General features: G+C 54.7%; 22 protein-coding genes and 3 tRNA genes. 6 read left to right on the forward strand and 19 right to left on the reverse strand.

The window, feature by feature from the left end; all coding sequences use genetic code 11:
- Positions 1–33: 33 nt before the first annotated feature.
- Together OES20_01520 and OES20_01525 are read right to left on the reverse strand one after the other, a co-directional pair.
- Entirely contained in the window at positions 34–933 is a 900-nt protein-coding gene (locus tag OES20_01520) for a DUF4382 domain-containing protein (protein ID MDH3633361.1), read from the reverse strand.
- Between the two features lie 241 nt (positions 934–1174).
- Positions 1175–2707 carry a CHAD domain-containing protein gene (locus tag OES20_01525; GenBank protein ID MDH3633362.1) on the reverse strand — a complete coding sequence of 511 codons (1533 nt, stop codon included), beginning with the start codon at positions 2705–2707 and terminating at the stop codon, positions 1175–1177.
- Between the two features lie 226 nt (positions 2708–2933).
- On the opposite strand from OES20_01525, the gene OES20_01530 reads away from it, so the two are divergent.
- Positions 2934–3009 (forward strand) — tRNA-Phe (locus tag OES20_01530).
- A 49-nt stretch (positions 3010–3058) separates the two neighbouring features.
- Here OES20_01530 and OES20_01535 read toward each other — a convergent pair.
- The 13 genes from OES20_01535 to OES20_01595 all read right to left on the reverse strand — a co-directional run bounded on the left by OES20_01535 (position 3059) and on the right by OES20_01595 (position 16076).
- Positions 3059–3763, reverse strand: coding sequence for a hypothetical protein (locus tag OES20_01535; protein MDH3633363.1), 705 nt, complete (start codon positions 3761–3763; stop codon positions 3059–3061).
- Positions 3764–3781: 18 nt separating this feature from the next.
- Complete coding sequence (locus OES20_01540) at positions 3782–4243, reverse strand: glycine/betaine/sarcosine/D-proline family reductase selenoprotein B (GenBank protein MDH3633364.1); 462 nt, start codon at positions 4241–4243, stop codon at positions 3782–3784.
- A 125-nt stretch (positions 4244–4368) separates the two neighbouring features.
- Positions 4369–4464 (reverse strand) — tRNA-Sec (locus tag OES20_01545).
- A 3-nt stretch (positions 4465–4467) separates the two neighbouring features.
- Positions 4468–6399 (reverse strand): selenocysteine-specific translation elongation factor, encoded by a 1932-nt coding sequence (gene selB, locus OES20_01550; protein MDH3633365.1) that lies wholly within the window; start codon positions 6397–6399, stop codon positions 4468–4470.
- Complete coding sequence (gene selA, locus OES20_01555; GenBank protein ID MDH3633366.1) at positions 6396–7790, reverse strand: L-seryl-tRNA(Sec) selenium transferase; 1395 nt, start codon at positions 7788–7790, stop codon at positions 6396–6398. Before selA ends, selB begins: the two co-directional genes overlap by 4 nt.
- A gap of 454 nt (positions 7791–8244) precedes the next feature.
- Positions 8245–8898 carry a V-type ATP synthase subunit D gene (locus OES20_01560; GenBank protein MDH3633367.1) on the reverse strand — a complete coding sequence of 218 codons (654 nt, stop codon included), beginning with the start codon at positions 8896–8898 and terminating at the stop codon, positions 8245–8247.
- Complete coding sequence (locus tag OES20_01565; protein MDH3633368.1) at positions 8873–10273, reverse strand: V-type ATP synthase subunit B; 1401 nt, start codon at positions 10271–10273, stop codon at positions 8873–8875. The genes OES20_01560 and OES20_01565 overlap by 26 nt, the downstream gene beginning before the upstream one ends.
- Positions 10270–12051: a V-type ATP synthase subunit A gene (locus tag OES20_01570; protein ID MDH3633369.1), complete on the reverse strand. Its 1782-nt coding sequence runs from the start codon at positions 12049–12051 to the stop codon at positions 10270–10272. The genes OES20_01565 and OES20_01570 overlap by 4 nt, the downstream gene beginning before the upstream one ends.
- Complete coding sequence (locus OES20_01575) at positions 12048–12692, reverse strand: hypothetical protein (GenBank protein ID MDH3633370.1); 645 nt, start codon at positions 12690–12692, stop codon at positions 12048–12050. The genes OES20_01570 and OES20_01575 overlap by 4 nt, the downstream gene beginning before the upstream one ends.
- Before the next feature lie 5 nt (positions 12693–12697).
- A complete protein-coding gene (locus tag OES20_01580) occupies positions 12698–13009 on the reverse strand; it encodes a hypothetical protein (protein ID MDH3633371.1) in 312 nt (103 codons plus the stop codon).
- Complete coding sequence (locus OES20_01585) at positions 13006–13359, reverse strand: ATP synthase subunit C (GenBank protein MDH3633372.1); 354 nt, start codon at positions 13357–13359, stop codon at positions 13006–13008. Before OES20_01585 ends, OES20_01580 begins: the two co-directional genes overlap by 4 nt.
- Before the next feature lie 15 nt (positions 13360–13374).
- Positions 13375–15270 carry a hypothetical protein gene (locus OES20_01590; protein MDH3633373.1) on the reverse strand — a complete coding sequence of 632 codons (1896 nt, stop codon included), beginning with the start codon at positions 15268–15270 and terminating at the stop codon, positions 13375–13377.
- Entirely contained in the window at positions 15270–16076 is an 807-nt protein-coding gene (locus OES20_01595; protein ID MDH3633374.1) for a V-type ATPase subunit, read from the reverse strand. The genes OES20_01590 and OES20_01595 overlap by 1 nt, the downstream gene beginning before the upstream one ends.
- Positions 16077–16208: 132 nt before the next feature.
- Between OES20_01595 and OES20_01600 the strand changes: the two genes are divergently transcribed.
- Both OES20_01600 and OES20_01605 read left to right on the forward strand, forming a co-directional pair.
- Positions 16209–16520: a hypothetical protein gene (locus OES20_01600; GenBank protein ID MDH3633375.1), complete on the forward strand. Its 312-nt coding sequence runs from the start codon at positions 16209–16211 to the stop codon at positions 16518–16520.
- A gap of 433 nt (positions 16521–16953) precedes the next feature.
- Positions 16954–17025 (forward strand) — tRNA-OTHER (locus OES20_01605).
- 104 nt (positions 17026–17129) lie between these two features.
- Here the strand turns inward: OES20_01605 and OES20_01610 are convergent.
- The 4 genes from OES20_01610 to OES20_01625 form a co-directional block, all read right to left on the reverse strand.
- On the reverse strand, positions 17130–17942 hold the full coding sequence (locus OES20_01610; protein MDH3633376.1) for an ABC transporter permease: 813 nt from the start codon (positions 17940–17942) through the stop codon (positions 17130–17132).
- 12 nt (positions 17943–17954) lie between these two features.
- Positions 17955–18818: an ABC transporter permease gene (locus OES20_01615; GenBank protein ID MDH3633377.1), complete on the reverse strand. Its 864-nt coding sequence runs from the start codon at positions 18816–18818 to the stop codon at positions 17955–17957.
- Between the two features lie 30 nt (positions 18819–18848).
- Positions 18849–20015 carry a spermidine/putrescine ABC transporter substrate-binding protein gene (locus OES20_01620; GenBank protein MDH3633378.1) on the reverse strand — a complete coding sequence of 389 codons (1167 nt, stop codon included), beginning with the start codon at positions 20013–20015 and terminating at the stop codon, positions 18849–18851.
- A 69-nt stretch (positions 20016–20084) separates the two neighbouring features.
- Complete coding sequence (locus tag OES20_01625) at positions 20085–21218, reverse strand: ABC transporter ATP-binding protein (GenBank protein MDH3633379.1); 1134 nt, start codon at positions 21216–21218, stop codon at positions 20085–20087.
- A gap of 182 nt (positions 21219–21400) precedes the next feature.
- Between OES20_01625 and OES20_01630 the strand changes: the two genes are divergently transcribed.
- The 3 genes from OES20_01630 to OES20_01640 all read left to right on the forward strand — a co-directional run bounded on the left by OES20_01630 (position 21401) and on the right by OES20_01640 (position 24528).
- Positions 21401–22240, forward strand: a complete 840-nt coding sequence (locus OES20_01630) for a helix-turn-helix transcriptional regulator (GenBank protein MDH3633380.1) — start codon at positions 21401–21403, stop codon at positions 22238–22240.
- A gap of 68 nt (positions 22241–22308) precedes the next feature.
- Positions 22309–23121 carry an SDR family oxidoreductase gene (locus OES20_01635; protein MDH3633381.1) on the forward strand — a complete coding sequence of 271 codons (813 nt, stop codon included), beginning with the start codon at positions 22309–22311 and terminating at the stop codon, positions 23119–23121.
- Between the two features lie 966 nt (positions 23122–24087).
- Positions 24088–24528 (forward strand): universal stress protein, encoded by a 441-nt coding sequence (locus OES20_01640; protein MDH3633382.1) that lies wholly within the window; start codon positions 24088–24090, stop codon positions 24526–24528.
- The last annotated feature ends 113 nt before the right edge of the window (positions 24529–24641 follow it).

Below are 24641 nucleotides of genomic sequence, written 5' to 3' on the forward strand. Positions count from 1 at the left end.
CGGGCTCGATTTCGGCCAGTTACGAGACATTTTTTAGAGGAACAGCGTGTTGTTAACCACCACGGTAACGTTCTGAATATTGAAAAACTTCAGGTCGTCGTTGCCATCGTCGAGATTTTCGGCATCGGCGTTACAGGTCAGCGCAATGGTGTAATCACCCGCGGGCAGAAATGCGATTTCGTAGAGGAATCTCATGCTGGTATCGTCCCAGGCGATCGAGGTGGTCGCGAACGGCTCGACATTTTGATTTGAACCCAGATCGATATCGTCCGGGGTGACGTTGTGCCCGCTATAAGCATACACCGCGTTGTACGTCTTCGGGTCTGCATCCGAGCACGCGGGCATGTTGCTGAGTAACGCGGAATTGACAGTGCCGCGAATGGAACCGGCATCGGCATCGTTGATCAGCCTGATCACGGGTTTGAGAATGTAGTTACCCGAATTGCCGGCGAACGTGATCGAGCGGCGCAGGTCGAAATCCAGCACCAGCGAAGTAGGGCGTTTTTCCAGCACGGAAAAATCGCCCTTGATTTTAAGGCCGGACGAGCTGCCACTCGGGATCTTCAGCTCGACCCTGCCGGCCGTGCCCAGATCGATAAAGTTCATCATCGGCGTGCTATCCACCAGCAGGCGAATTTCGTCATAGTCACCGACGTCGGCCGGTTTATCGACCAGTAAATCGGCAGTATTGGTACCCTGGAGCTTCAGTAAATCGATCGACCGGGGTGGATTTACAGGATAAGACGTCCAGGCTCCATTGGTATTTCGGAGCCTGACTTCGATGAACTGCACCACCACGCTCACGGTGTCGTCAATCGGAGCATCGGTCACGCGCAGCGAAACGGTCGACGTGTCGTCGCCCGAATCGCCGCCGCATGCGGCAAGGCTGCCGCACAGCAGCAGCGCCATTATCAGTTTAGAGACAGGCTTCATATCAATCGTTAAACACCGCAAGTTACCGGTTTAAATTACTGTTACCTGAAAATTCCATGTGTCAAATTCTCAGGAAAATCAAAGATATAGAAAAACGGGTTAAATAATTGTGACCTGCGTCACCCAATGCCGGATTTTGAGGATGCGCCGAGGGGTGGGGAGGGGATTTTGAAGCCCCTAAGATGGGTCGGTCTCAAGCAGCTTCCAGTGGATGAAGGCTCGCGACGTGTAGCAGGCCCGCTTACCCGATCGGTTGAACAGCGAAGGGCCTGGCTTGCTGGAAGCGGCGCCAGTGTCGCTGTGTTTGCTTGACGCAGTCCTTGATCTGGGTGGCAGACCAGTCCTGCACCAGCCAGACGGTTTGCACATCCAGCAGGCCAGGACGAGTGAGGACTACCAGTTGTCGCGCCACAATCGCATCGTTAACGATGCCGAGAGAATCCTGGATGTATTCCATTTGACTGAGAAAGGGCCTGGTACTCGATTCGGGCCAGAGTCCCGAGAAAAACTCGCTGGCATAACGCGCTTTTTTACCGCGTTTGCGCAAGCTGTGCAGGTCCTCACCGATCATACGACTCAAAGGGCGGGTGTCGATGAGAAAGTCTCGGCGGGATTTCTCGAGCACCTCGACGGCGAAGTCTGCGACCGGCTGATCGATAGCGGATCGATCCAGAACCTCGGACGGCGTCGCCAGCCAACGCTCAAATTGCAGCATGAGCCGGGTGTAGCGCCTGGATTCGAAAATATCCATCACGTCTCGCGTTGCTCGCTGACGCTCGGCAAGGGCGATTTTTCGCAGTCGGGTAATGGCCTCGAGCCTGTCGGGATGCGCCGCCTTGATTGCGGGTAAGGTTTCGTCGATAAACACGTGCCAGTCACGAGCGTGTGCGAGGCGTCGCTGAAACCAGCGAAACTCGCCATTGAATGCCTTGCGTTTGTCATAAGGCAGAACGCTCTTGAAGGCGCGAAGCGCTGCGCGGATGCGACGAATGGCCACCCTCGCCTGGTGAATGGCCTCCGGTCTGCCCTCTGACACCGGCATCTCATTTACGTAGAGATGTTGGAGCGCACTGTCCTTGATCCGATAGAAGGCATCGCCCACGGTCATCTGCGGATCCAGGGTAATCTTTGATGATTTGCGTGCGCGTGGACGCAGGGCAGGACGGGCGAGCGCATAACCTCGTTCAGCCTTCGACCTGCGACCCAGTGTCAAGTCCAGCGATTCATTGAGTTTGAGCGCGAGATCCAATATTGCCGCTGCATCGCCATTGTGAAGTTCGAGTTCGACCCCGGCGATCGGCTCATGACAGGTACCGTCCTTTGCGGAAATCGTCCCGATATCCAGCGCGAGCTCATGATTGCTGCCGCCGACCTTGAGCGGCACGGTCCTACGTTCGACATTCGTCGTGAACATCGGTACCAGGCGCTTGTCACGTTTGCCTTGCTTCAGGATTGCCCGAAGTTCCCTGTCCTCTATGGCTTCCACGCACGGTTCATTGCGGGGTACTCGGCCTTTCCATTCTCTCGAGGTTTCGAGTCCGGTGGGTCCTGTCACAGGCGCCTTGATGGTTTGCTCATAGCCGTCGCCATCATGGTGTATGCAAAGCGTGATACCGGCACGACGCAGGGTGTGACGGGGCGTATCGAAGTAGGTACAAACCAGATTTTGGCTGACCGTCTTTCCAGCCTTGAGCTTCTTGACGTACCGGGAAGCCACGATTTTCTGCATTGTCGCCGGCGTCGACTGCAGCTTTAATTCTATCTCGTTTTGCATGTAAGAATGACGTTAACGGAAGTCCATTGTGACGATTTTTCCAGCAAATTTAAAGAGTTATATTTTTAAAGGGTTATATTGCCGGGTATTTTCCACTGGATCAGCCTAGGCAGTTTCACTACCGCTAAGGGATATTTCGAGGCAAAACACAAAAAGTCAGCAAACTTCCGGTTCAGGCTTGACTCAAGCCGTGCGCGACTATTTAATACGCGCTTCCGCCCCCTATGCCCAGGTAGCTCAGTCGGTAGAGCAGAGGACTGAAAATCCTCGTGTCGGTGGTTCGATTCCGCCCCTGGGCACCATCTTTCAATAATCCTGCCGATTGAATTGGTGGCTTGCACTTGTGATTTGCTAAGCCGAATTCAAATATTCGTAAGTCCGCTCCGGAGGGGCCAGATAGTCTGCGATCGATCGCAGATTCTTATCATTCGAAAGACGCGCGGATTCCTGAAAGTCGAGGATCATCTTGCCGGCGAGGGTTTGATTCCAGAACCATTCGTTCAGTTGATGAGACGCAGGATGGCCGCCGCTGGCTAATGCCGCTTCGAAATAAAACACCTTGATATCGTCAATGGCAAAACGCGCGCGTGAAACCGGCGCCATACCTTTAGGGTTCGGCATCGGATCGGGCGAAAGGTAACGGTCAATATATTCGACCGCTGCTTCGGGTGATAAACCGCTGATACCAACCGATGTTCTTCCAAGACGCGTTTGAGCCTTGTGCCAGATGGGCAGTATAGAGTGAGCTTCGGCGATGACGGATTTGGCATTGAGCTTGCTCGGAGGTACCCAGTTCAAATCGCCTTCAAGATGGCTGGTTTCTTCGGCATAGTCTTTCAGGATTGGTTCCGGGCCGGGCTCGTCCAGCAATGTCAACGCTGCTTTCAAAACCCGCCGTTGTTGTTCGATATCATTTGGTGTCGCAAACGGGCGGCCCATTTCAAACGGAACCCAAAGCGCACGCGGTGGTGACATCTTTACGACATGCTCACGCACCAGGGCGATGACGACGGTTGACAGACCTTCGTCTTCGAGAAAATGGGCCAGCCCGCTCACGGCGCGCGTGCAATTGGGTCACACCGGCGCCAGAACGACGGTATTTACCCCCAGCGCCAGCATCGATCTGCCGACTTCGCGGGCCTTGTCTTCGAGCTCATCAGGATGGGTTGCGCCCATAAAGGCATAATGCGTATCGGCTGCTTTACCGATGCTGCCTTCGGCTTCGAGATCGTTCAATCGATCGCGCGGTAACATCACATTGATATCCTGCTGGAAACCGCTGCGATCAAAATTAACGGAAACATGACTGCAAAGAATATCCTTGTCCGCTACATCGGCGCCAATAGACCGATATCCCGTATCATTTGCAAGCATCGGGCGTTGACCCCGAATAATCAGACCGGCAGATGAAACAATCGCAACGTGCCTCTGACCGGGAGCGACTGCCGGGGTAAAAGGATTGTGCTGGTAAGGAATACATTCCAGCTCGGCCATGTAGCTGCGGTCCGGTTCGGGGACGTCGGCAAGCCTTACCATTTCAGTAAATCTCGCATTTGCGGTATGGGCTAGCGGATTTTGTTGATGAGCACTGGATCGAATTCATAAAGCGATACTAGTCGATACAATTATCCTGGGCAAACTATTCAACCCCACCGGAGAAGTGGCGGAAGAGCGTGGGAGTCGAACCCACCAGGGACGTGGTACGCCCCTCACCGGATTTGAAGACCGGGCGCCCCACCGGGGTGCGATCCTCTTCCTCATCAACATTCATCATGTTCGGAAAAAACGGCTACTGCGGCGCGCTTGATGCGGCGGTTGTTACCCGTTCGTTCGGTAAAGCCCAGGCGATCGAAGTACTCGAGTAAAACAATGGCAAAGTTTCGCCCCGTCCCGGTGTGTTCACAATACTCGGCAACGGTGAAGCAACCCTCGGCAGTGCTGTTTGCCAGAGTTTCAGCGGCGCAACCGAGCCGGCTTAAATAGAATGTCGGAACGTAGCGGTTTTTGGCCACCAGTACCATCTCGCCGATTTTTACCGCGTGCTTTAACGAGGTCTCAAGTGTTTCTTTGTCGACTCCCATTGCACCCGCTGCCTGATTCAGGCTCAACGGGCTACCAGAATTCGGCGCAAGGCTGCCCCTGACGCGCGCCCAAAGTTGTCGATCGCGTTCGGAAACCTCGATCGTATGCGACGGCAAATGAAAACGTTTACCTCGGTCTCCCAGGCGTTTTTCATTGCTCAGATACGCGGTGGCTTCCTCCAGTACAGTGGTCTCGACGAAAGGCTTTAGTGCCAGCTGAATGTCTCTGAGACTGGCCCCGGAGCGTTCAGGTTTGTGCCGGTGGAAGTTTTCAACGGTCGCTTCGATGCGCTTGAGCAAGTTCTGCCATTGGGTTGCACTGAAGACCTGCTCCCGGGGATGATGTCCCACTCGTTTCAGGGCAAGCGATTCAATCATGGCATCGGTTTGAAGGGCGGTAAGATTGTGGGCGACGGAGAAGGCTGCCAGCGGCACCCCGGCTTCGCTGATCTTTGTTAGTGCAGCGAGCACGTCGACTGGATCTCGACGATTCATGGCTTGCAACGCTGCAATCCGGGTCGGTCGCGCGCGACCGCGCTTCGGCGAGAAGGGGTCTATGACCTGCCCGCCCGCAATCGTACGTTGGGCGGACTGGTCGCGCAACACGAATCGATCTCCGTGAACGACGAAGGCATCCTGCGCCAGCACCAATTGCACCAGGCCCCGGTCACCGGCGGCGATGGCACCGCCGGAAAGCACCGCCACGCGAGCGGCGAGGTGATCCGCACCAATATGTAAATGTGTCGGGGTCCAGTGTTTCAATGAGCTGGCTTCTGCGTCGAGCACTCGCAGGTCGACGTCGATTCTTCTGGTCGGTGCATACAAACTCGAATGCATCAACCAGTTCCCGCGATGCAAAGAGCTTTCACTGACGCCGCGTCCGACGATGTTGATTGCGCAACGCTCGCCTGTACTCGCAATGTCGCTCACTTCATTCTGTGCTCGAATCCCGCGTACCCGCACGGTTGATCCATCGGAAGACACGACCAGGTTGTCATCGATGCTCGCCACGCCGGCAAACACCATGCCGGTCACCACCAGGCCAACGCCTTTAAGCGTAAACACCCTGTCGATCGTCATGCGAAAATGGCCTTCGACCGGACGACTGCTCACAGCTTGCACCCGCTGAAAAAGCGCGTTTTTCAGCGCATCAACGCCTTCATTGTCCGGTGCACACAGAGGGTATACAGCAATTTCTTCGCGCCCGGCATTGCGGAGCAAGGTCTCCACCTGCTCCTGAACTTCCAGGATGCGGTCGTCATCCGCCCGATCGATCTTGGTAATCGCCGCGACACATTGATCGACCCCCAGCAGGTCGAGGATCGCCAAATGCTCGCGTGTCTGCGGCATGACGCCGTCATCAGCCGCGACTACCAGCAATCCCAGATCGATGCCACCGACACCGGCGAGCATATTGCGGATAAACTTTTCGTGCCCCGGCACATCCACGAACCCTAGGGTCGTGTTGTCATGGGATTGATAGGCAAATCCGAGATCAATCGACAGGCCACGAGCTTTCTCCTCGGGCAGTCGATCAGTATCGATGCCGGTCAATGCTTTGATAAGCTCGGTCTTGCCATGGTCCACGTGTCCTGCCGTTGCAATGATCATGAGATCGTTAGTTCTTGCAGGTTGTCGACAAACTCCGCTTCATCTTCAAGGCAACGCAGATCGAACCACAAGGCATCATCAGTGATGCGCCCGACAACCGGTATCGGTAGCTCACGGAACGCCCTGGCGAGCCTCTTTAGTGCTTTGCCGGGCCGACGTACCCCGGGCTGAGTGAATTTCAGTGCAGCGCTCTCCAATCGATCGACTGGCAGTGCGCCGCTTCCTACCTGGGCCTGGGTGCGGTCAACCGTGACCTGGAAATCATCACAGTAGCCTTGAACGATCGGAGATAAGTGAGTCGCGAACTGTTCGATCTCGGTCACGTCGCGAGTCAACCAGCGTAGGGTAGGCAGCTCTTCAGCCAGGCGCGCCGGATCGGTATACAACCGCAGCACGGCATGCAGTGCCGCCAACGTAATTTTGTCAGGTCGCATGGCGCGGGTCATAGGGTTGCGTTTAATTTTATCGATCAGGTCGCGGCGGCCGGCGATGATGCCGGCCTGGGGTCCCCCGAGCAGTTTGTCACCGCTAAAGGTCACCAGGTCGGCGCCCGCGGTTAAGGCTTCACTGACGGTGGGCTCATGCGGCAGACCATAGTCTTCCAGATCGATTAAGCTGCCACTGCCGAGATCAGTCACCAAAGGCACATCGTGCGACTGCGCAATGCCGGCGAGTTCTGCTTCGGTGACGTCGCTGGTGAATCCCTGAATTTCGTAGTTACTGGTATGGACCTTCATCAGCAGCGCGGTGCTGGAACTCATCGCTGCCTCGAAATCTTTCGCATAGGTGCGATTGGTCGTGCCCACTTCCACGAGCTTGCAACCCGCCCGTGCCATGATGTCGGGCATCCGGAATGCTCCGCCAATCTCGATCAGTTCACCCCGCGACACCGGGACTTGCCTGCGCAAGGCCAGGCTATTGAGCGTCAGCAATACGGCTGCCGCATTGTTGTTGACCACGAGTGCTCCCTCCGCCCCGGTCAATTGACATAACAATGCTTCAGGATGCTGATGACGATCACCGCGTTTACCCGCAATCACATCGAACTCGAGATTACTGGCACCCCGGCCGATTTCAACCATGGCATCGATCGCAGATGTGGGTAAAACGGCCCGTCCCAGGTTGGTGTGCAGTACTGTTCCTGTCAGATTGATGACCCTTCGCAACGACGGACGAACCGCCCTGGCGACGTCTTCACCAAGACTGTCGAAGAGATCGTCTGACTCCAACGACTTTCCCGCGAGAACTTGCTGGCGAGTTATTTCCAGTAGATTGCGAGCACAACGAGTGACAAGCGGCGCTCCATGGTCGTTGACTAACGATGCGATATTCGGGTCGTTTAAAAGACGATCGACCGACGGCAATTTGTTGGGGGTATCGATAATAGACATGTCGAATCTCACGGACCGAACCGGGTCAACAGTAATGGGTCAGCGCCTGTTTGACAAGCTGTCCAGCGAGGGTAGTGCGTCTGCCCTTAGGAAAATGGCGACACTAAATTGATGTGCCAAATTTGTGCCCTAATAACTGGCAGTAACTGGCATTTACTGGCACAAACGGAAATGGGAAGCGCGTAAGTAGCTGATTTTATTAAGTTGTAAAAATTGAATCCCGACTGAAAATCCTCGTGTCGGTGGTTCGATTCCGCCCCTGGGCACCATTCAATCCTTTTTTGAATCATTAGTTTACAATCAGTCTGAGTTTTTGGTCTCGTCGCTGATTCCTGCAGATTTATAAAATGTACTACATGAGGACAGATCACGCTCGCAGAGGGTATCCAGGTTTTGTTACCTTCTGTGGAACCGGTCATACATTGGACTCCTCGGCGGATTAGGGCACAGACCACTAATCCTGCGGCGCTGTCACCGCCTGCTTGCGCTTAATCATTAAGGAGCGCACCAGATCATCCCGCTCCATTTCGTCCATGGATTCTTCCATGCGCCGGATAGCGTCGGTGATCTCTGGCAACAGGATGTGATCCAAAGCGTTGACCCGGCGCTGCGTGCGACGAAACGCATCCGTCAATCGCAGCAGATTGTTTTCCGATTCGGCCAACTCGAGCAGCCTGATCAACAATTTCTGGAATGCGGACACCGTCAAGTCCAATTCCAGCGATACTTCGACACCATCTTCCAGTTCGCGCGGTGGCCGTGCGGGCACCGCTGCGGCGCCAACTAACCAATTGGTACCCATACGGTTTTCTATTTGCCATTGCGGCCGCGACAGGTTGGTCTCGGTGACCGCGAAGTGGCGCACACCGCTGAGGCCGTGGCGCATCGCGGCGTGGTGCAGAAGTTGGCGTGCCTCGTCTAACATGCGGTCGCGCTCTTTTGCCAGTTGCTCGGTATGCCGTATCTGATCGAGCATGAAATGCGCTAACAGATCGCGACGTTCCTCGAGCACCGCTTTGCCTTCACGCACGAGTTCACGCTCGGCACGCCGTTCGAGCAGTTCGGTCTTGGACGACGTTCCCTCAGACATCGCGACGAGGGGCGACATGTTCGCCGATCTGGAAATCCGACAACCTCACCAGGGTTTCATCGGGCAGGGATGACAACAAGCTCCATCCAATATCAAATGTCTCTTCCAGGGTTCGCCTTTCATTGCCCTGATGAATGAACTCGCGCTCCATGCGTTCGCCGAAACGCAACAAGCGACGGTCATTCGCAGTCAGGCCTTCTTCCCCGACCACGCTGGACATCAGCTGTAGCTGGTGAGCCTGGGCGTACGATGAATAGAGTTGTTGGGCGAATGCCGGGTGATCTGCATGCGTCATGTCTTTACCGATGCCTTCGTTCATCAGTCTCGACAGACAGGGCAGCAGCTCGATCGATGGAAACACACCGCGTCGCTCTAGATCGCGATCCAGAACAATTTGTCCCTCGGTGATATAACCCGACAGATCGGGTATGGGGTGTGTGATGTCGTCGTTAGGCATGCTCAAAATCGGCACCTGGGTAATCGAACCCTGGCGTCCCTTGATGCGCCCGGCTCGTTCGTAGATTGTCGCCAGGTCTGAGTACATGTAGCCGGGGTATCCCTTGCGGCTCGGTACTTCTCCGTGACTCGACGACACTTCGCGCAGGGCCTCGCAGTAATTGGTGACGTCAGTAAGGATTACCAGCACGTGGCGCCCTTCTTCGTATGCCAGATATTCAGCTGTGGTTAGCGCTACCCTTGGTGTCAACAGACGCTCGGCGCCGGCGTCGCTGGCGAGATTGAGGAACAGGGCGATGCGCTCCATCGCACCGTATTCGTCCATTTCACGGCGGAAGTGCTCGGCGGTTTCGAAAGTCACGCCTATGGCTGCGAAAACCACTGCAAATTCCTGCTCTTTCGTACCGCGCAGCCGCGCAAAGCGCGCGATATTGGATGCCAGTCGATCGTGACTTAGACCGCTGCCGGAGAAGATTGGCAACTTTTGGCCCCGGACCAGCGAATTCATTGCATCGATAGCGGAAATCCCCGTCTCGATGAACTCGCTGGGGACTTCGCGTCTAATCGGATTGATCGCTTCGCCGTCGATACGCAGACGCTCGTGTGCAGCTATTCGTGGTCCACCGTCAATGGGCCGGCCAATACCATCATATACACGGCCCAACATGCCGGGGCCTACGTCGAGCAGGATGGGTTCGGACAGCAAGCGCAACCGGCTTTCGCCCAGGGATAGCCCGTCGGTACCCTGGAATACCTCCACAACGATATGTTCACCAGTGATGGAAACGATGCGGCCGATGCGCGATTCGCCACCGTCTTTCACCAACACCTCGACGCGGTCATACAGGCCAACCCCCTCCACGTTGCGCACGAACACGAGAGGTCCCTGAATACTGGTAATGCCCCGGTGCAGGATATGTTGCTGCGGATTGATCATTCGCTTGCCGCCTGTGTGGCCGGCGCCAATGCCGCGAACGCGGTATCCAGGTCGTGGGCTAGTTCGTCGAAGAGTTCGAGTTTTTCGTTGGGGATGTCTTCCCCCATGCGTCGAATCCGTCGAGTGACGGGCAGTGCCAACAGGGTATCCGGGTCGATGCCGTCTTTTACCGCCTGTTCGGCGCGTGCAATAAAATCGTCAACCGTTGTGAGCATGGCGATTTGCTTGTCTGGTGAACAGTATCGATCGGTCTCGGAAAATGCAGACTGACGCAGGAGGGCTTCCACCATGACTTCGGCGTTCACCAAAATCAGCCGTTGGCCCGCGGGTAATGCATCACGCCCGACAATCTTGACCATCTTTTCCAGTCGCGCCTGCTCCTGGATCAGTTCGAGCATTTGCGCACGCTGCTCCGCCCACCGCACGCCGCCGCCCCGCTGTTGCCACCAACGCGCCGAATTTTCCACATACTCGGAGTAGCTCAACAACGGGTGGATCGCTGGATAGAAGCGAGCCTGCGCGCGGGTTCGATCGAGCGCCATAAAGCTTTTGACATAACGCCGCGAATGGGCCGTCACCGGTTCCGAGAAATCGCCGCCCGGCGGCGATACCGTACCCATGACCGTTAAAGAGGATTCCTTGCCCGCCAGTGTCGTGACACGACCGGCGCGTTCAAAGAATTCAGCCAGCCGGCTGGGGAGATAGGCGGGATAACCCTCTTCGGCGGGCAGCTCCTCCAGCCGCCCCGAGATCTCGCGTAGCGCCTCGGCCCAGCGTGAAATCGAATCGGCGAACAGCGCCACATCGTAGCCCTGATCGCGATAGTATTCGCCAATGGTGATACCGGTGTAAATCGAAGCTTCCCGTGCCGCCACCGGCATATTCGATGTATTGGCGATCAGCACTGTGCGCTCCATCAATCGCCGGCCCGTGCGCGGATCCTCCAGTTGTGGAAACTCCTCCAGCACGCTGGCCATTTCGTTGCCGCGCTCGCCGCAGCCAATGTAGATAATGATGTCGGCGTCGCACCACTTGGCCAGCGTCTGCTGCAGTACGGTCTTGCCGGTGCCGAACCCGCCGGGCATCGCACCCGCACCACCCTTGCTGATTGTGTAAAGGGTGTCGATCACTCGCTGGCCGGTCAATAGCGGCTGTTCCGGCGTCAACCGCTGCTTGACCGGCCGCGGTATCCGGATCGGCCATCGCCTGAGCATCGCCACTTCGCGTTCCCCCTGTTCGGAGAGAATACGGGCGATTGGCTGCTCGAGACGGTACTCTCCTGCGGGCGCAATCCAGGTTACGCGACCGCCGGCCACGTCTCTCGGCGCGAGGATGCGGTTAGCCAGGCTCGGTGTTTCCTGCACTACGCCCAGCTGCTGTCCGCTGCAAACTTCATCACCCTCCGCAACTTCCGGTTGGAACGGCCACGCCTGTTCCCGATCCAGATTGGGAATGTCGACACCCGCGTGGACAAAGTCGCCCTGTCTGCTGGCGATCGTTTCCAGCGGTCGCTGAATCCCGTCGAACATGCGTCCGACCATGCCGGGGCCCAGATCTACTGCCAGCGGCAACCCACTCCCTTCGATCAAGACTCCCGGTTTCAAGCTCGTCGTATCCTCGAACACCTGAACGGTGATGGAATCGGCATCGAGTCGGATCACCTCCGCCGTGAGCCGATCTTCCCCCACGAGCACCGCTTCTTTCATTTGAAAATGGCCCTCGGGGCGCGCCTTCAGCACCGCGCCGTTGATCCAGAATACTTCGGCCCGAGCCGTCATTGCGAAATCCCCTCATTCTGCTCGAGCAGCAAGTCGGACAATCGGCTCAACACCGCATCGGTGATTGCCGTGTTTTGAGAAGCCAGGCGGCCGTCCATCACGTAGTCACTCCACTCAATACAGATACCGGGATCAGCGTGTGTATCAATAATCACCGTCGCACCGGCAGCATGATCCCTGATTTTTTTTTCGATGCTTGCGCGTACGTTTTCCAACGCACCATTACCCAGGATGACACGGATTGCGTTATCGCCAGCCCGCTCCAGGGCTAACGCCAACCAATAACGACACCATTGCCATTGTCCCCCCGGATCTTCCCAGGCCTTGCGGAAGCGATCCGAAACAGCCTCGAGCACGCGTTGTTGAGACTCGGTCAAAATTTCCCACTGTTGCCGACGCAGATCGGAACGTACCCGCGCGAGGTAGCGGCTCTGTTCCAGCACAAGCCGGTTACGCAACTGCTCGACGCTATGTCGAAACAGGCGGCGTGATTCGACATGGGCATCCCCACGGATGCGCGCGATCTCGGCATCTCGATTTGCCGCGATTTCACGTAACTCGGTATCGCAATCCTCGGCAACTTTGTCGAGAAAGAGCGAGACCTGCTGCGGGTCGAAATCGGCCGGTAAGCGTGAATCCATCTCGATCAGCTCAATCCCAACACGCGTCGCGCCGGAGCAACCACACGATCCAAAGCGAGTTCATTGCTGGCCATGGTCGGTACGACTATGACCGGAGGTGTTGGCTCGGTAGAAATCAATTCTTGCAAACGCGTCTGAATCACATCGGCATGCGCTTGATTAAGAATGACCAGGTTCGAATTCCGCCGCGCCTCACGCAATGCCTGCCATACGGCATCCGCTTCCGCCGGCGTGACCCGTGGCTGCACACCGACCAGCGCGAAACCGTCGGCGGTGATCGCTTCTCCGATATAAGTGACGCGTAGCGCGTCCTTCATCCTAATCGATTAAGGATCATGATGGAGATGATCAGGCCATAAATCGCGATCCCTTCGGCGAGGCCGACAAATACCAGGGTCCGTCCAAACAAGTCCGGTTTTTCCGCGATGGCGCCGATCGCGGCGGCACCCACGCCGCCGACCGCGATGCCGGCGGCCAGGGCGGAAAGACCCGTGGCCAGGGCGGCCGCCATATACCCCCAACGTAAAACGCCGGGATCCACCACAGTTTCGGCGTCGGCAGCCAGGGCGACTGGTGGGAACAACAACAGCGACAGATACGCGACTGTGGCGATCAACGCCATGATCGCGGTCGCGCTCAATAAGAATCTTATTTTATTTTGTAGCATCGATTCACTTCCTCTTTAGGCAAACCGGGTATCGTTCGGTAATGTTAAGGGACGGAACGGCCGACCTTCCCCAACCAGGAAACGTCGGAAGAATTCGAACATTACTAGACGCGTGGTCTGAATGGAAACCACCAGCCCTTCCAGGGCAATGACGATTGCGTTGCCGATAATGAAAACGACAATCTTACCCAGTATACTCCCGGGCATTTCGGCAAGTGCTATTACAGCCACGCTTAAACCAGCGTGGGCCAGGGCGAACGCCCCCAGACGCGCGAAGGAAAGTGTGTTGATGAGGAGCTGGAACACGATCTCCAGCAGCTCGGCGAGTTCCTTGAAGACCGCTGGCAGCACCCCGGCAAAACCCTGCTTATGGTAACCACGCATGCCGACGGCGGTGAACAACCATACCAGTGACGCGAAGACCACCAGCAATGCAGCGGTTATGGAAAACCAACCCAATGGCAGCGCGAGATACATGATCACGATCGGCGCTTCCACAGCCCACCAACGACGAAGCCGGCCACGCCACAGCGCCTGCAGCGCGAAGAGCAGCATGCTGGCAAAAATAGCGATGAACCCGAACACGATGGGGATGCCGAGCACCCACAAAGGCTCCTCGATGGGCCTGAGCCACAACGCGGGTAGAATATGCTCATTGGCAAACAATGATCCATAGAGAAATCCAAACGCCACTGAACTGATTCCGCCGGCAATCAGCAACTCCAGCACCGGAACCCACCGGCGAGCGAAGTAACCGATGACAATCAAAACCGCACCTTGTCCTACGTCGCCGAACATATAACCGAACATCAATGGCGTCATTATAGCGAGCAATGGACTCGGATCTACCTCGTCGGCGGCGGGCACACCAAAACCACGCACGAAGGTTTCAAACCGTTGGATCCACCGCGGATTATCGAGCTGCACTGGCGGTAGCCCGTGTTGTTGCGCCGATTCCCGGTTGATCAGGAATGGCACATTGTCGGATTGCAGGCTTGTCACCAGCTCGTCGTAACGGGTCTCCGGAACCCATCCGCCAAGCCAGACGAAACGTTTTCCGGTGAGCGAGTCCGCCAGCGTTTCGTTTACCCAGCGATGGCGATTGAGCAACCACAGGTCGCCGGCCATACCGGTGCGCTGATTGAGTTCTTCGAGCTCAGCGACAAGTTTTTCATGGATAGACGCTTGTTCGGTCAGCAAGCCGCGCGCCTGTTCAAGGGCTTCGGTGCTGGATGCCTTCAGCCCCGCTGGAACACTGACAAACCGCATACCGCGGCTATGGAAGCGTCGCTCCAGTTCGCCAAGCGCATCGGCATCGGTAACACCTACCACCAAAACGCGCTCTTTGCCGGGCTCCTCGTCATCCCCGTGCTTTACTGGATAGGCGCGCCCGATGATTTGCCCATGGCGCGCGTCCAGGACATCGACGTCATCCGCCGTTCCCAGGGCGACGAAAGGGGGGAACGCGCGAGATGGATCATGCGCCAACAGCGCAATATCGAACTCTTGCGGGGGTAACGACTCCAGGCAAACTACCAGCACCTCGAGCTCTTCGAGCCGAGTACTGGCTTTGCGTAACTGGTTTATGATGGGTTTGGCCTGTTGCAACCAGTCGTGGCAACGTCGTTCCAGCTCTGGCAACACGAGCTCGGTAGACTGATTGCGCCGCTCCATATCGATCAGCGTCATATCCGGTTTCGGCAGCCATTGTGCGATGCTCTCCAGATTTTGTCCCACGGTAACCAGTCGTTCCAACAAGCCGGACTCTGATGCCACTTCAAATGGAGTTTGTGGCCGATCATACTGGCATAATTCAATAACCTTTAAACGACCGAGAATATCCAGGGCAGCAGTGACCGAACTGCGATCAACCAACAAATCGACCCAGATCATTTCCACTGGCCTGAACATTATGCCGTACTCCCCAATATTTCCGGTCGCTCCCATCCGCACGAGCGCGCCACCAGAAACGCCCGACAACGTTCGTACTGCAACAGTTCGAGCAAGCAGTAGATCAGGACCAGACCAACATGGAACGGATCACCGCCAATCAGTCCCCGCAATTCGCGCGTAAGCTCGTCACGTAGTCGCCATTGAGCAGTCAGATCCGCGGTGTTATTGGTGTTCGCCTGTTTACGTAAATCGAGTATTCGCGTTCTGTGCCGAAGAATGCTTTTGGCGAGCCTTCTGAGCACGTAAGCTTCCCGTCCTGATACGGAAGGACAGGAGGCGGTAAAGTCCGACAACCAGCGATCGAATGGTGACGATGTCGACAGGTATTGATGGTAGGGCGTTTGCTCCAATCGTTTGCTTCGTTCATCTATGTGTAACGAGAAGATCGGTTTTAGCATCGCATCGATCTGCTCTGGAGGCTCGATATCGGCTTCTGTGAGTAATCGTTGCACCCACACGAGATTACTCGCCAGATATAGCCAACGTTTGACACCGATCCAGCGGTTTGGCAACAGGCGGCCAACATTGTCGAGCAGGTTCAGCAAATGTTGCCGCAGGCTACCTTCAATCGTGTTAGTGTCCGGAGAGCGCGGCAAATCTGCGACCCAATGGGACAGACCATTGCTTCGCATCCGCTCAATCAGGTTGTCGAGATCGCTGGCATCGGCGACATAGTGCCAGCGGGCTTCATCGGGCATGGCGCCGATGCGCGCCCTAACCCGTGCCTGTATATCGGCGTATCGGAAAAATGAAATTCCAGGCAAGATGGCCAGTCTCTCGGATAACTTAATGTTTATTATGTAATAATCATTCTCTTGCACACAACTTCATTCGCCATGATCAAGATCAAGTCCGATCGAATTGCTCGAGATAGATTTCGTTAGATGAAGCCAACTATGACGAATCCGATTCAGCAGGTGCTGGAGGCCGAACGGGAAGCCAAGGAGAGGATAAAACGCACCCAGCAGGAGGCTGAGGCGGCTGTAAGCGACGCGCGTCGAAACGCCAAGCAGTTACTAAGGCGTAATGAGCAGCGCACCCAGAAAGTGCTAATACTTTATGAAGAAAAGCAGAAACAATTGACGGAAGCCGAGGCTGAGCGATTACGCCAGCAGACGGGCGCTGAACTGAAGCATGCCCAAACCAGGGTTAATGAGAATTTTGAGGTCCTGGTTGACGAGACTTTTGCTGCTTTCTGGCCCAAATAAACACCCATAATCGGCGTTCGTTAACCGCACAACCACCATAGATCCTGCGCTACTTCTCCGTCATCCCCGCAACTCTCCCATTGCCTTGTTTTAGCGGACTGCCGCGAAAGCAAAGCTTCTTCCGGCAGATTATGTGGCTGCATATGTGACTAGTTCACGTGGAAGATTTGTTAGTATCTGTCCACATGGATCGATTCTCTGGTTCAGGGTTAAACTCCCGCCACATGGAGTTTTGCGAGGATTAGTTGTGTATTGTTATGCTTCGTTGTGCAAAGTCCCGCAACAGGTACCACATCAATTATTGGGAAAAATAAATAAAAGTGATCGGTACACAAAGCATTAAACTAGTGTGCCAATTTTGTGCCCTAACTACTGGCAGTTACTGCTATTTACTGGCACTAATGGGAACGGGAAGCGCGTAAGTAACTGATTTTATTAAGTTAGAAAAATAAAATTCTGACTGAAAATACTCGTGTCGGTGGTTCGATTCCGCCCCTGGGCACCATTCCTTCTTCCAGAATTCTTCCTTAATCTCTAAATCGACCCCAAGATTACTTCCTGTTAGCTGGCCTGTATCCAGGGTTTGGACTCAATGTATTCCCTGTGCTGCTAACGGTTGGTACGAGCACGTAGGAAGAACTGGGCTGTCATTAGTAGAATTAGAGACACGGCGAGGACCATTGTGCCGATGGCATTCACCTCTGGTGTGATGCCCCTTCGGATCGAAGAAAAAATATAAATCGGAAGTGTGGTATTTGCTCCCGCGACGAAAAAAGAAATGATGAAATCATCGAAACTGAAGGTAAAGCTGAGCAGGAAACCTGCCAGGATAGCGGGGTATATTTGCGGGAGCGTAACCTGGTAAAAGGTGCGCCAGGGAGTTGCATACAAATCCATCGAGGCCTCGATCAGGGAGCGGTCCATGCCGGCGATGCGGGCGCGTACCAGGATGATCACGAGCGACATCGTAAACAACGTATGCGCCGCGATAACCGAAACGTATCCCATGTGCAGTTTCGGCGGCTTTGTGCCTTCCGGCCAGATTGAGGCCAGTAAAGGATTCAGAAAATCAAAAACCGTCACCAGCGCCACCAGCGTGGCGATGCCGATAACAATGCCCGGTATCATGACCGATATGTAGATCAGTCCGTCAAACAGGACGCGCATCGTTCCCTTCAGGCGTTGCAGGGCCAGCGCCGCCGCCGTACCCATCAGGCTCGATAAAATCGCGACCGAGAAGGCGACGATCAGGCTGGTGACGAAAGCGTCACCGACAAACGGATTGGACAGCGCTTTGCCGTACCACTGGACGGATAAGCCCCGAAGCTCGCTGGCGTGTCGACCGGCATTGAAACTGAACAACACGATGATGCCGATTGGCACGTACAAGAAGAGAAAAACGGCAATAGCGTAGATTCGCACTGTTTTTCCCCTTTACATCAACGATTCGTCGCGGCCAGTTTTACTGCGCATCATCATCCGCATATACAGGCTGACCGTGATCAGCATGATGACTACCAGCGTGACCGATACCGCGGCGCCAAAAGGCCAGTTGCGCGACTGCAGGAATAAATCGACCAGCGCATTGCCAATGAAGAACACCTTGCCGCCGCCAAGAAACGCCGGGATCAGAAATTCTCCCATCAACAGGATAAACACCAGCATGCAGCCGGTTGCTATTCCTGGCATCGACAGAGGCAGCGTGATTTGCATAAAGGTTTTAAATGGCGAGCCTCCCAAATCACTGGAGGCTTCCAACAGGCTCTTGTCGAGTTTTTCCAGCGAGACAAATATGGGAAACACCATCAACGGCAGATAACCATAGACAATGCCCACCAGGACCGCGCCCGGGGTATTGATCAGCCGCACACCCTCGATGCCGATGAACTCCAGCAATGTCGGGATGCCGCGTCCGCCCAGGATGAAAATCCAGGCATAGGTGCGTACCAGCAGGCTGGTCCAGAAGGGCACTATTACCAGGACAAGCAGAAGGAGTTTAAATCGTCGGCTCACTCTCAAAGCCAGATAGTAGGCCAGCGGGTAAGCCACAATCAGGCTCAACAAAGTCCCCAAAGGGGCAATTAACATCGTGTTCTGGAATGCCTTCAGGCGTGAAGGAAGATTGGCATACTGTTCAAGCGTAAAACCGCCGGCATATCCTCCTACCGCCGCGCGTTCACCAAAACTGAAAACCAGGATAACGATGAGAGGTAAGATCAGCAGGAACAGGAACCACATTGAAGTGGGAGCTAACAAAGCAGCTGTTAGCCAGCGGTTCGGCTTACTGTCTTCTCTCATCGTTATCCGTCGTTAAGTCCTACACCTGGATCAGGCAGACTTGAAACGCGCTATGACCTCGGCGCGGATCGGGTCGGTCAGTGTCTGTGCTGCCCCAAATTCGAGGCCATTCATCAGCTCTGCCGCAGGATGCAGAATAGGATCATTAGCCAACGCATCTGGCTGCAACGCAATCGCACGGGCATCGGTAGGCGCATAGCCATGAACCGCGGCGTCTCGAGCCTGAATATAGGGGTCCTGCATGTAGTTGATGAAAGCATAGGCGGCATCCCGATGAGGTGCACCTTTTGGAATCGCGTAGAAGTCCGACCAGATCTCGCCACCATCGGTCGCGATCACGTACTCCATTTCCGGTAGATCATTGTTGAGCTGGGTGCCGTCGCCGTTCCAGCAGATCGACATCCATGCGTCACCGCTGCGAATACCTGGCTGATAATCAGAGGTTATAGCGAACAGATGCGGCTTGGATTTGACCAGCAGTGCTTCAGCCTCGGCCAGTTCTTTGGCATCAATCGAATTGAATGAATAGCCCAGTGCACACAGTGCCGCGCCGATGGTGGTCAGCTGGTAATCATGCACAATGGTATGACCGGAGCCCTTGCCCATGGTTACATCGAAGAAATCTTTCCAGGACTTGGGCTTGCTCTTGATTTTCTTGGTATTGACGATAAATCCCGTGGTTCCCCAGTTCTTCGGCACGCAATACACCTTACCGTTTACCGTAGCGGGACCGGCGAATTTTGGGTTGTTGGCCGCGGCATCGTAATTGGGGATGCGGGACAAATCCAGCTCCTCGATCAGGTCGAGCGCGACATAGTTGGAAATCGTGTAGTTGGTCGGCACGAAAACATCCCAACCCGTCCCGCCAGCCTGTAACTTGGCCAGCATTTCTTCATTCGAACCAAACGCATTGACCTGGATATGCACGCCCGTCAATTCGGAAAATTCATCCAGGTTGACCTGGTTCCAGTAGTTCGGCCAGGTGGAAAATACCAGGCGGTCGCCCAGGTCACCAAATGCGTGGGCCTTGCCTGACCACAGCGATGGCACGGCCGTGCCCATTACGGTCATTGCCGTACCTAGCCCGGTTACGCCCAGAAAATGCCTGCGTGAAATTGAGCCATTCTGATAGCTGCGAAAATACTTCATGAACTTTTTGGCGCTTATCGGTTTATTATCATCGTTAGTTTTACTCATCTTATGCCCTCATCGAAAACGATCCGTTATAATCACAAAGACCATGACTGCCGGATTTACAGCCAGGTCTTAAGCATCTCCAAGCACCAGCGCAGCATCGGATCTCCAGCTTAGGGAGACCATATCGTCTGGCGAAAAACTTCTACTGCTGTGTTCAATGGATTTTGGAGATAGCACCATTACGTCACCGTATCCTTCGGTTGCAACCAGGTATTCCGAGTGCTCACCCAGAAAAATCCGGTTCATCACCCGTCCTTTTACGGCGATGCTGGAATTGGTATCTGTTTCATCTGCAGATTTGATAGAAATCATTTCGGGCCGCACGGCAATGCTGGCCTTGCTCCCGTTACCGAGGCCTGGTGCTTCTTTTGGTTTTTTACCAGTAAGCACTTGGCCGGAATCAAATTTTACCGTGACGCTCGAGCCATTGGTCTCGACGACTTCGCCACTGAAAAAATTGCTCTTGCCGACAAAATCGGCCACATAGCGATTGATCGGTTCATCGTAAAGTTCACGCGGGCTGCCGGACTGGACGATGTGGCCGTCGCGCATGATGCAAATGCGATCGCTCATCGACAGCGCCTCTTCCTGGTCATGCGTCACCAGGATAAAGGTAATACCGACTTCTCTTTGCAGCGTTTGCAATTCAATCTGCATTTCGCGACGCAGTTTGCGGTCTAGTGCTGCCAGGGGTTCATCGAGTAACAAACAGGTCGGGTGGTTAATGAGCGCGCGTGCCAGCGCCACTCTTTGTTGCTGTCCGCCGGATAATTCCCAGACCCTGCGCTTGCCGTATCCGCCGAGCCGCACCAATTCCAGGGTTTCATCCACCCTTTTGCTAACTTCCTGTTTGGCAGGTTTCGGGTTGCGCTGACGCAAGCCGTAGCCAATATTTTCAGCAACATCCATATGCGGGAACAGGGCGTAGTGCTGGAACACCATGTTTACCGGCCGTTTGTGCGACGGGATTCCAACAACCGAGCTACCGCCGATAAAAACTTCTCCTTGCGTGGGTTGATCAAAACCGGCAATCAGTCGCAGTGAAGTAGTCTTACCACAACCGGATGGGCCCAGGAAACTGAAGAAGGCACCACGCTCGACGCTAAGGGATATGTCGTCAACCGCCACGACGTCTTCGAAGCGTTTGGTAACACCGCGAAACTCGATATCAATATCACGTGGACTATTGGATTGATCGACCAACTCCATCCCCCGGCAGGTGCATCTTCCCCCCTCTTTATAATTTAGTCTTGAGTTTTATAGAGAAAATATACTACCATGCAAATTGAGCAAATGCATGCAATTTGCTCAATTTGGGGTATATGCCGCTAAATAAGAAAACAAATGCAAATTGTGTAAATTACTTAAAAAAGGAAAATTCTGTGATGGCGAATAATTCCGGGCGAGCGAAAAAGATCGACCTGGGAAACGCCACCTGGATCTCTTTGTTATCCCAATGTATCGATTCGATCGGTAGGGATCAATTCACCGACACCCTGCTCAGCGCACTTAAATCCATTACCGATTTCGACTACTCGGTTTCCTTCGCCTATCACCAGAACGAAAAGCCGATCTGCCTGTTCCACACCTTTTCACCTGCCGAACGGGTCGTATTTGTCGATGACTACCTGAAGGGCCCCTATTTGCTCGATCCGTTTTTCAAGGCCTGCGGGCGCAAGGTCGATACCGGGCTTTACCGGTTGCAGGATATCGCGCCCGATCGTTTCCTGCAAAGCGAGTATTATCGTTCCTACTACGTACGTACCGGGCTCGCCGAGGAAATCTGTTACACCTTTTACCTGCCGAACGACGTCGCGGTGGTTATCTCGTTAATGCGCTCGGGTGAAAGCCAGCGTTTCTCGGCGCGTGAATTCAGGTTGCTGGAGAGTGTGGTGCCGATCGTCAGTAGTCTGGCGCAGCGTCACTGGCAGGCCGTGCCCGACTGGTTTGAAGTCGACTCGACCGACCAGGAACCGGGTGACAATCCGACCATCATCGAAAATACGGTGGGCGCTGTTTTCGGCCCGCGCATCACACCACGGGAAACCCAGGTAGTCGCGCAGGTACTTGAAGGACATTCGTCGGAATCGATTGCAAAAAGCCTCGGGATATCCGCGGGCACAGTACGCATTCACCGCAGAAACATTTACGCCAAGCTCGATATTTCTTCGCAGCAGGAACTGTTTTCAATTTTTTTTCAAAAAATCAGAACGGTGCGCACATAAGCGCCGAGGTTAGCAACAATTAATAGTCGCCGTAACAGAGCGGTCGACATGACAACGGAGGATTAGACGTGACTAACGACAGCAACACTGGTATCGATCAAACCGGTAATCGCCCCGGCCGTCTGGCTGGAAAAACTGCGGTCATCACCGGTGGGGCCGCCGGCATGGGGCGCACCACTTCGCTGGCTTTCGCCAGGGAGGGCGCCCGCGTCGCCATCCTGGATATTCAGAAGGAGGCCGGCGAGGAAACCGTGCAGATGATTCGCGATGAGGGTGGCACGGCAGAGTTTATCGAGACCGATGTGTCCGACGCGGGACAGGTGGATGCCGCCTTCGATCGGGTTGCCGAAACCCTCGGGGCCTACAACGTGCTGTTCAATCACGCCGGCACCATTACCGTGAAGCCGCTGCACGAATCGACCGAGGATGACTACGATCGTTTGATGGATATCAACGTACGCTCCGCCTTTCTGGTGTGCCGTCGCGCGGTCAAGGAGATGAGCGATAACGGCGGCGGTTCAATCGTCATTACCGCGTCGATTGCCTCGGAGCTTGGTTATGCACTCGAGTCGCTCTACTGCATGACCAAGGGCGCAGTGTTACAGCTCGCACGCGCGATCTCGGTTGAATACCGGGACCAGGGAATTCGTTGTAACGCGGTTTGCCCCGGATTCGTCAAGACGGCGCATGGTCTACGCGAAATCAGTGAGCTGGACCAGGCTGGGCAGGAGTGGGAAGAAGGGGCACTCGCCGACGCGCAAGGGCGCATCTGCGAACCCGAAGAAGTTTCCTCGGCAGTGGTATTTCTGGCCTCGGACGAGGCCAGCTTTATTACCGGCAACGCGCTGTATGTCGACAATGGCTGGTACGCAAAAGGCTAGGGTAAACTCGGCGATAGCGGCCGCTGAAGGTTCAAATTTGAGCGTCTGCAATTTGCAGAAGAGCAGCATCAGATCGATGTGCCAATATTGTGCCTGATTAACTGGCGGTATCTGGCGTTTACTGGCACAAATGGGAATGGAATGCGTCGTAAGTGGCTGATTTTATTAAGTTAGAAAAATAAAAGTCCGACTGAAAATCCTCGTGTCGGTGCCGAGCGCGGACCGGTTCGATTCCGCCCCTGGCAGCACTCTCCTTGATTTTCAACGGGTTACCCTATGGGTGGCACGAGGACTTTTGATCTCCGTGTCTCTGGCAATTATGTGCCCCATTTTCTCTATCTTTATCAATGTTCGCCAAGCGTTTGCCCACGTTGTTCGAATTCGTATGACTGACCAGTTTAAATTAGCTGTCATCTTTAGAAACTCTATTTGCCAGGCGACCCAGTAAGAATCGCACTAATAACCAACAATGCGATTTGACATCCTCACACTTCGAATCGGCAAAGCGGGAACTTGAGAGTGATTGAATTGAGGCATAGTTTTGGAAGACGCGCAGGTTTCGCAGGTTGTAGCAACGAAGACCCTGAAGACCTGCTCGGACACAGGAATAGCGGCAGGATTAGAGGGTTCGGTGAAATTGCGAATGATAATCATTTGTTGCCGACCCCTTTACTTCCCAGGATGTTATGCTGAAAAGCAGTACAGCCTCGAAAGGATGCGATCATGTTGCCAGCTGGCAGGAAAGCCAGCACGAATATTCTTCACTATGCGCACGATGCGCTCAAGTTGGACTTCTGCAGGCAGACATCCGCAGGTTGCCTATCGCGAAAAGGCTTGGGGTGGTTAGTCTGATATTGTAGAATTAGGCTGCTACTGATCGGGCCCAGGAGCCAGTCGGACTATGGATAAATCGGCTGGCTCCTGGTACAGATTGGTACTGCGGTGCGTAACGTAAGGAGAAAAGATATGAAGCTGCTGGTGGCATTAGACCTTTCCGAATCAACGGAGTTAATTATGAAAGAAGCGGAAGAAGTAGCTAAAAAAATGTCAGCCCAAGTATGGATTCTGCATAACGCAGAGCCGGCGCCGGACGTCCTTGAATTCAGAGCGGACCCGCAAGCTGCTAGAGATTCGCTCGCGGAAAAATTCCACCGTGAGCATCGCCAGATTCAGGAGATAGCAAAGCGATTACGCAAAGAAGGCCTGGAAGCAACGGCGCTCCTTGTGCACGGGCCAACGGTAGAAGTAATTCTTAAGGAGGCCTCGGATCTGGACGTAGATATGATCGTTGTGGGTTCTCATGGACGAGGCGCGGTCTATCATCTTATTATGGGAAGCGTTAGCGAAGGGATTCTCCATAAATCCCGATGCCCGGTCCTCATTGTCCCAACGCGTAAAAGTGCCTGATAGATAAAATGGCTCCAGATCTAATATCTCGACACTTTGCTCCGTCGTCCGGAACAGGTTATTTTTTTGACAATGTCTGGACTGACCGGGCTGTTAATTGGAGTCCAAAATTT

It is taken from the genome of Gammaproteobacteria bacterium, assembly GCA_029862005.1.
Lineage (GTDB): Bacteria > Pseudomonadota > Gammaproteobacteria.

Bases quoted from the DNA above. Each gene is read 5' to 3' on its own strand.
- OES20_01520 (MDH3633361.1), bottom strand. From the start codon at position 933: ATGAAGCCTGTCTCTAAACTGATAATGGCGCTGCTGCTGTGCGGCAGC.
- OES20_01525 (MDH3633362.1), bottom strand. From the start codon at position 2,707: ATGCAAAACGAGATAGAATTAAAGCTGCAGTCGACGCCGGCGACAATG.
- OES20_01540 (MDH3633364.1), bottom strand. From the start codon at position 4,243: ATGGTAAGGCTTGCCGACGTCCCCGAACCGGACCGCAGCTACATGGCC.
- selB (MDH3633365.1), bottom strand. From the start codon at position 6,399: ATGATCATTGCAACGGCAGGACACGTGGACCATGGCAAGACCGAGCTT.
- selA (MDH3633366.1), bottom strand. From the start codon at position 7,790: ATGTCTATTATCGATACCCCCAACAAATTGCCGTCGGTCGATCGTCTT.
- OES20_01560 (MDH3633367.1), bottom strand. From the start codon at position 8,898: ATGTCGCCCCTCGTCGCGATGTCTGAGGGAACGTCGTCCAAGACCGAA.
- OES20_01565 (MDH3633368.1), bottom strand. From the start codon at position 10,273: ATGATCAATCCGCAGCAACATATCCTGCACCGGGGCATTACCAGTATT.
- OES20_01570 (MDH3633369.1), bottom strand. From the start codon at position 12,051: ATGACGGCTCGGGCCGAAGTATTCTGGATCAACGGCGCGGTGCTGAAG.
- OES20_01575 (MDH3633370.1), bottom strand. From the start codon at position 12,692: ATGGATTCACGCTTACCGGCCGATTTCGACCCGCAGCAGGTCTCGCTC.
- OES20_01580 (MDH3633371.1), bottom strand. From the start codon at position 13,009: ATGAAGGACGCGCTACGCGTCACTTATATCGGAGAAGCGATCACCGCC.
- OES20_01585 (MDH3633372.1), bottom strand. From the start codon at position 13,359: ATGCTACAAAATAAAATAAGATTCTTATTGAGCGCGACCGCGATCATG.
- OES20_01590 (MDH3633373.1), bottom strand. From the start codon at position 15,270: ATGTTCAGGCCAGTGGAAATGATCTGGGTCGATTTGTTGGTTGATCGC.
- OES20_01600 (MDH3633375.1), top strand. From the start codon at position 16,209: ATGACGAATCCGATTCAGCAGGTGCTGGAGGCCGAACGGGAAGCCAAG.
- OES20_01615 (MDH3633377.1), bottom strand. From the start codon at position 18,818: ATGAGAGAAGACAGTAAGCCGAACCGCTGGCTAACAGCTGCTTTGTTA.
- OES20_01620 (MDH3633378.1), bottom strand. From the start codon at position 20,015: ATGAGTAAAACTAACGATGATAATAAACCGATAAGCGCCAAAAAGTTC.
- OES20_01630 (MDH3633380.1), top strand. From the start codon at position 21,401: ATGGCGAATAATTCCGGGCGAGCGAAAAAGATCGACCTGGGAAACGCC.
- OES20_01640 (MDH3633382.1), top strand. From the start codon at position 24,088: ATGAAGCTGCTGGTGGCATTAGACCTTTCCGAATCAACGGAGTTAATT.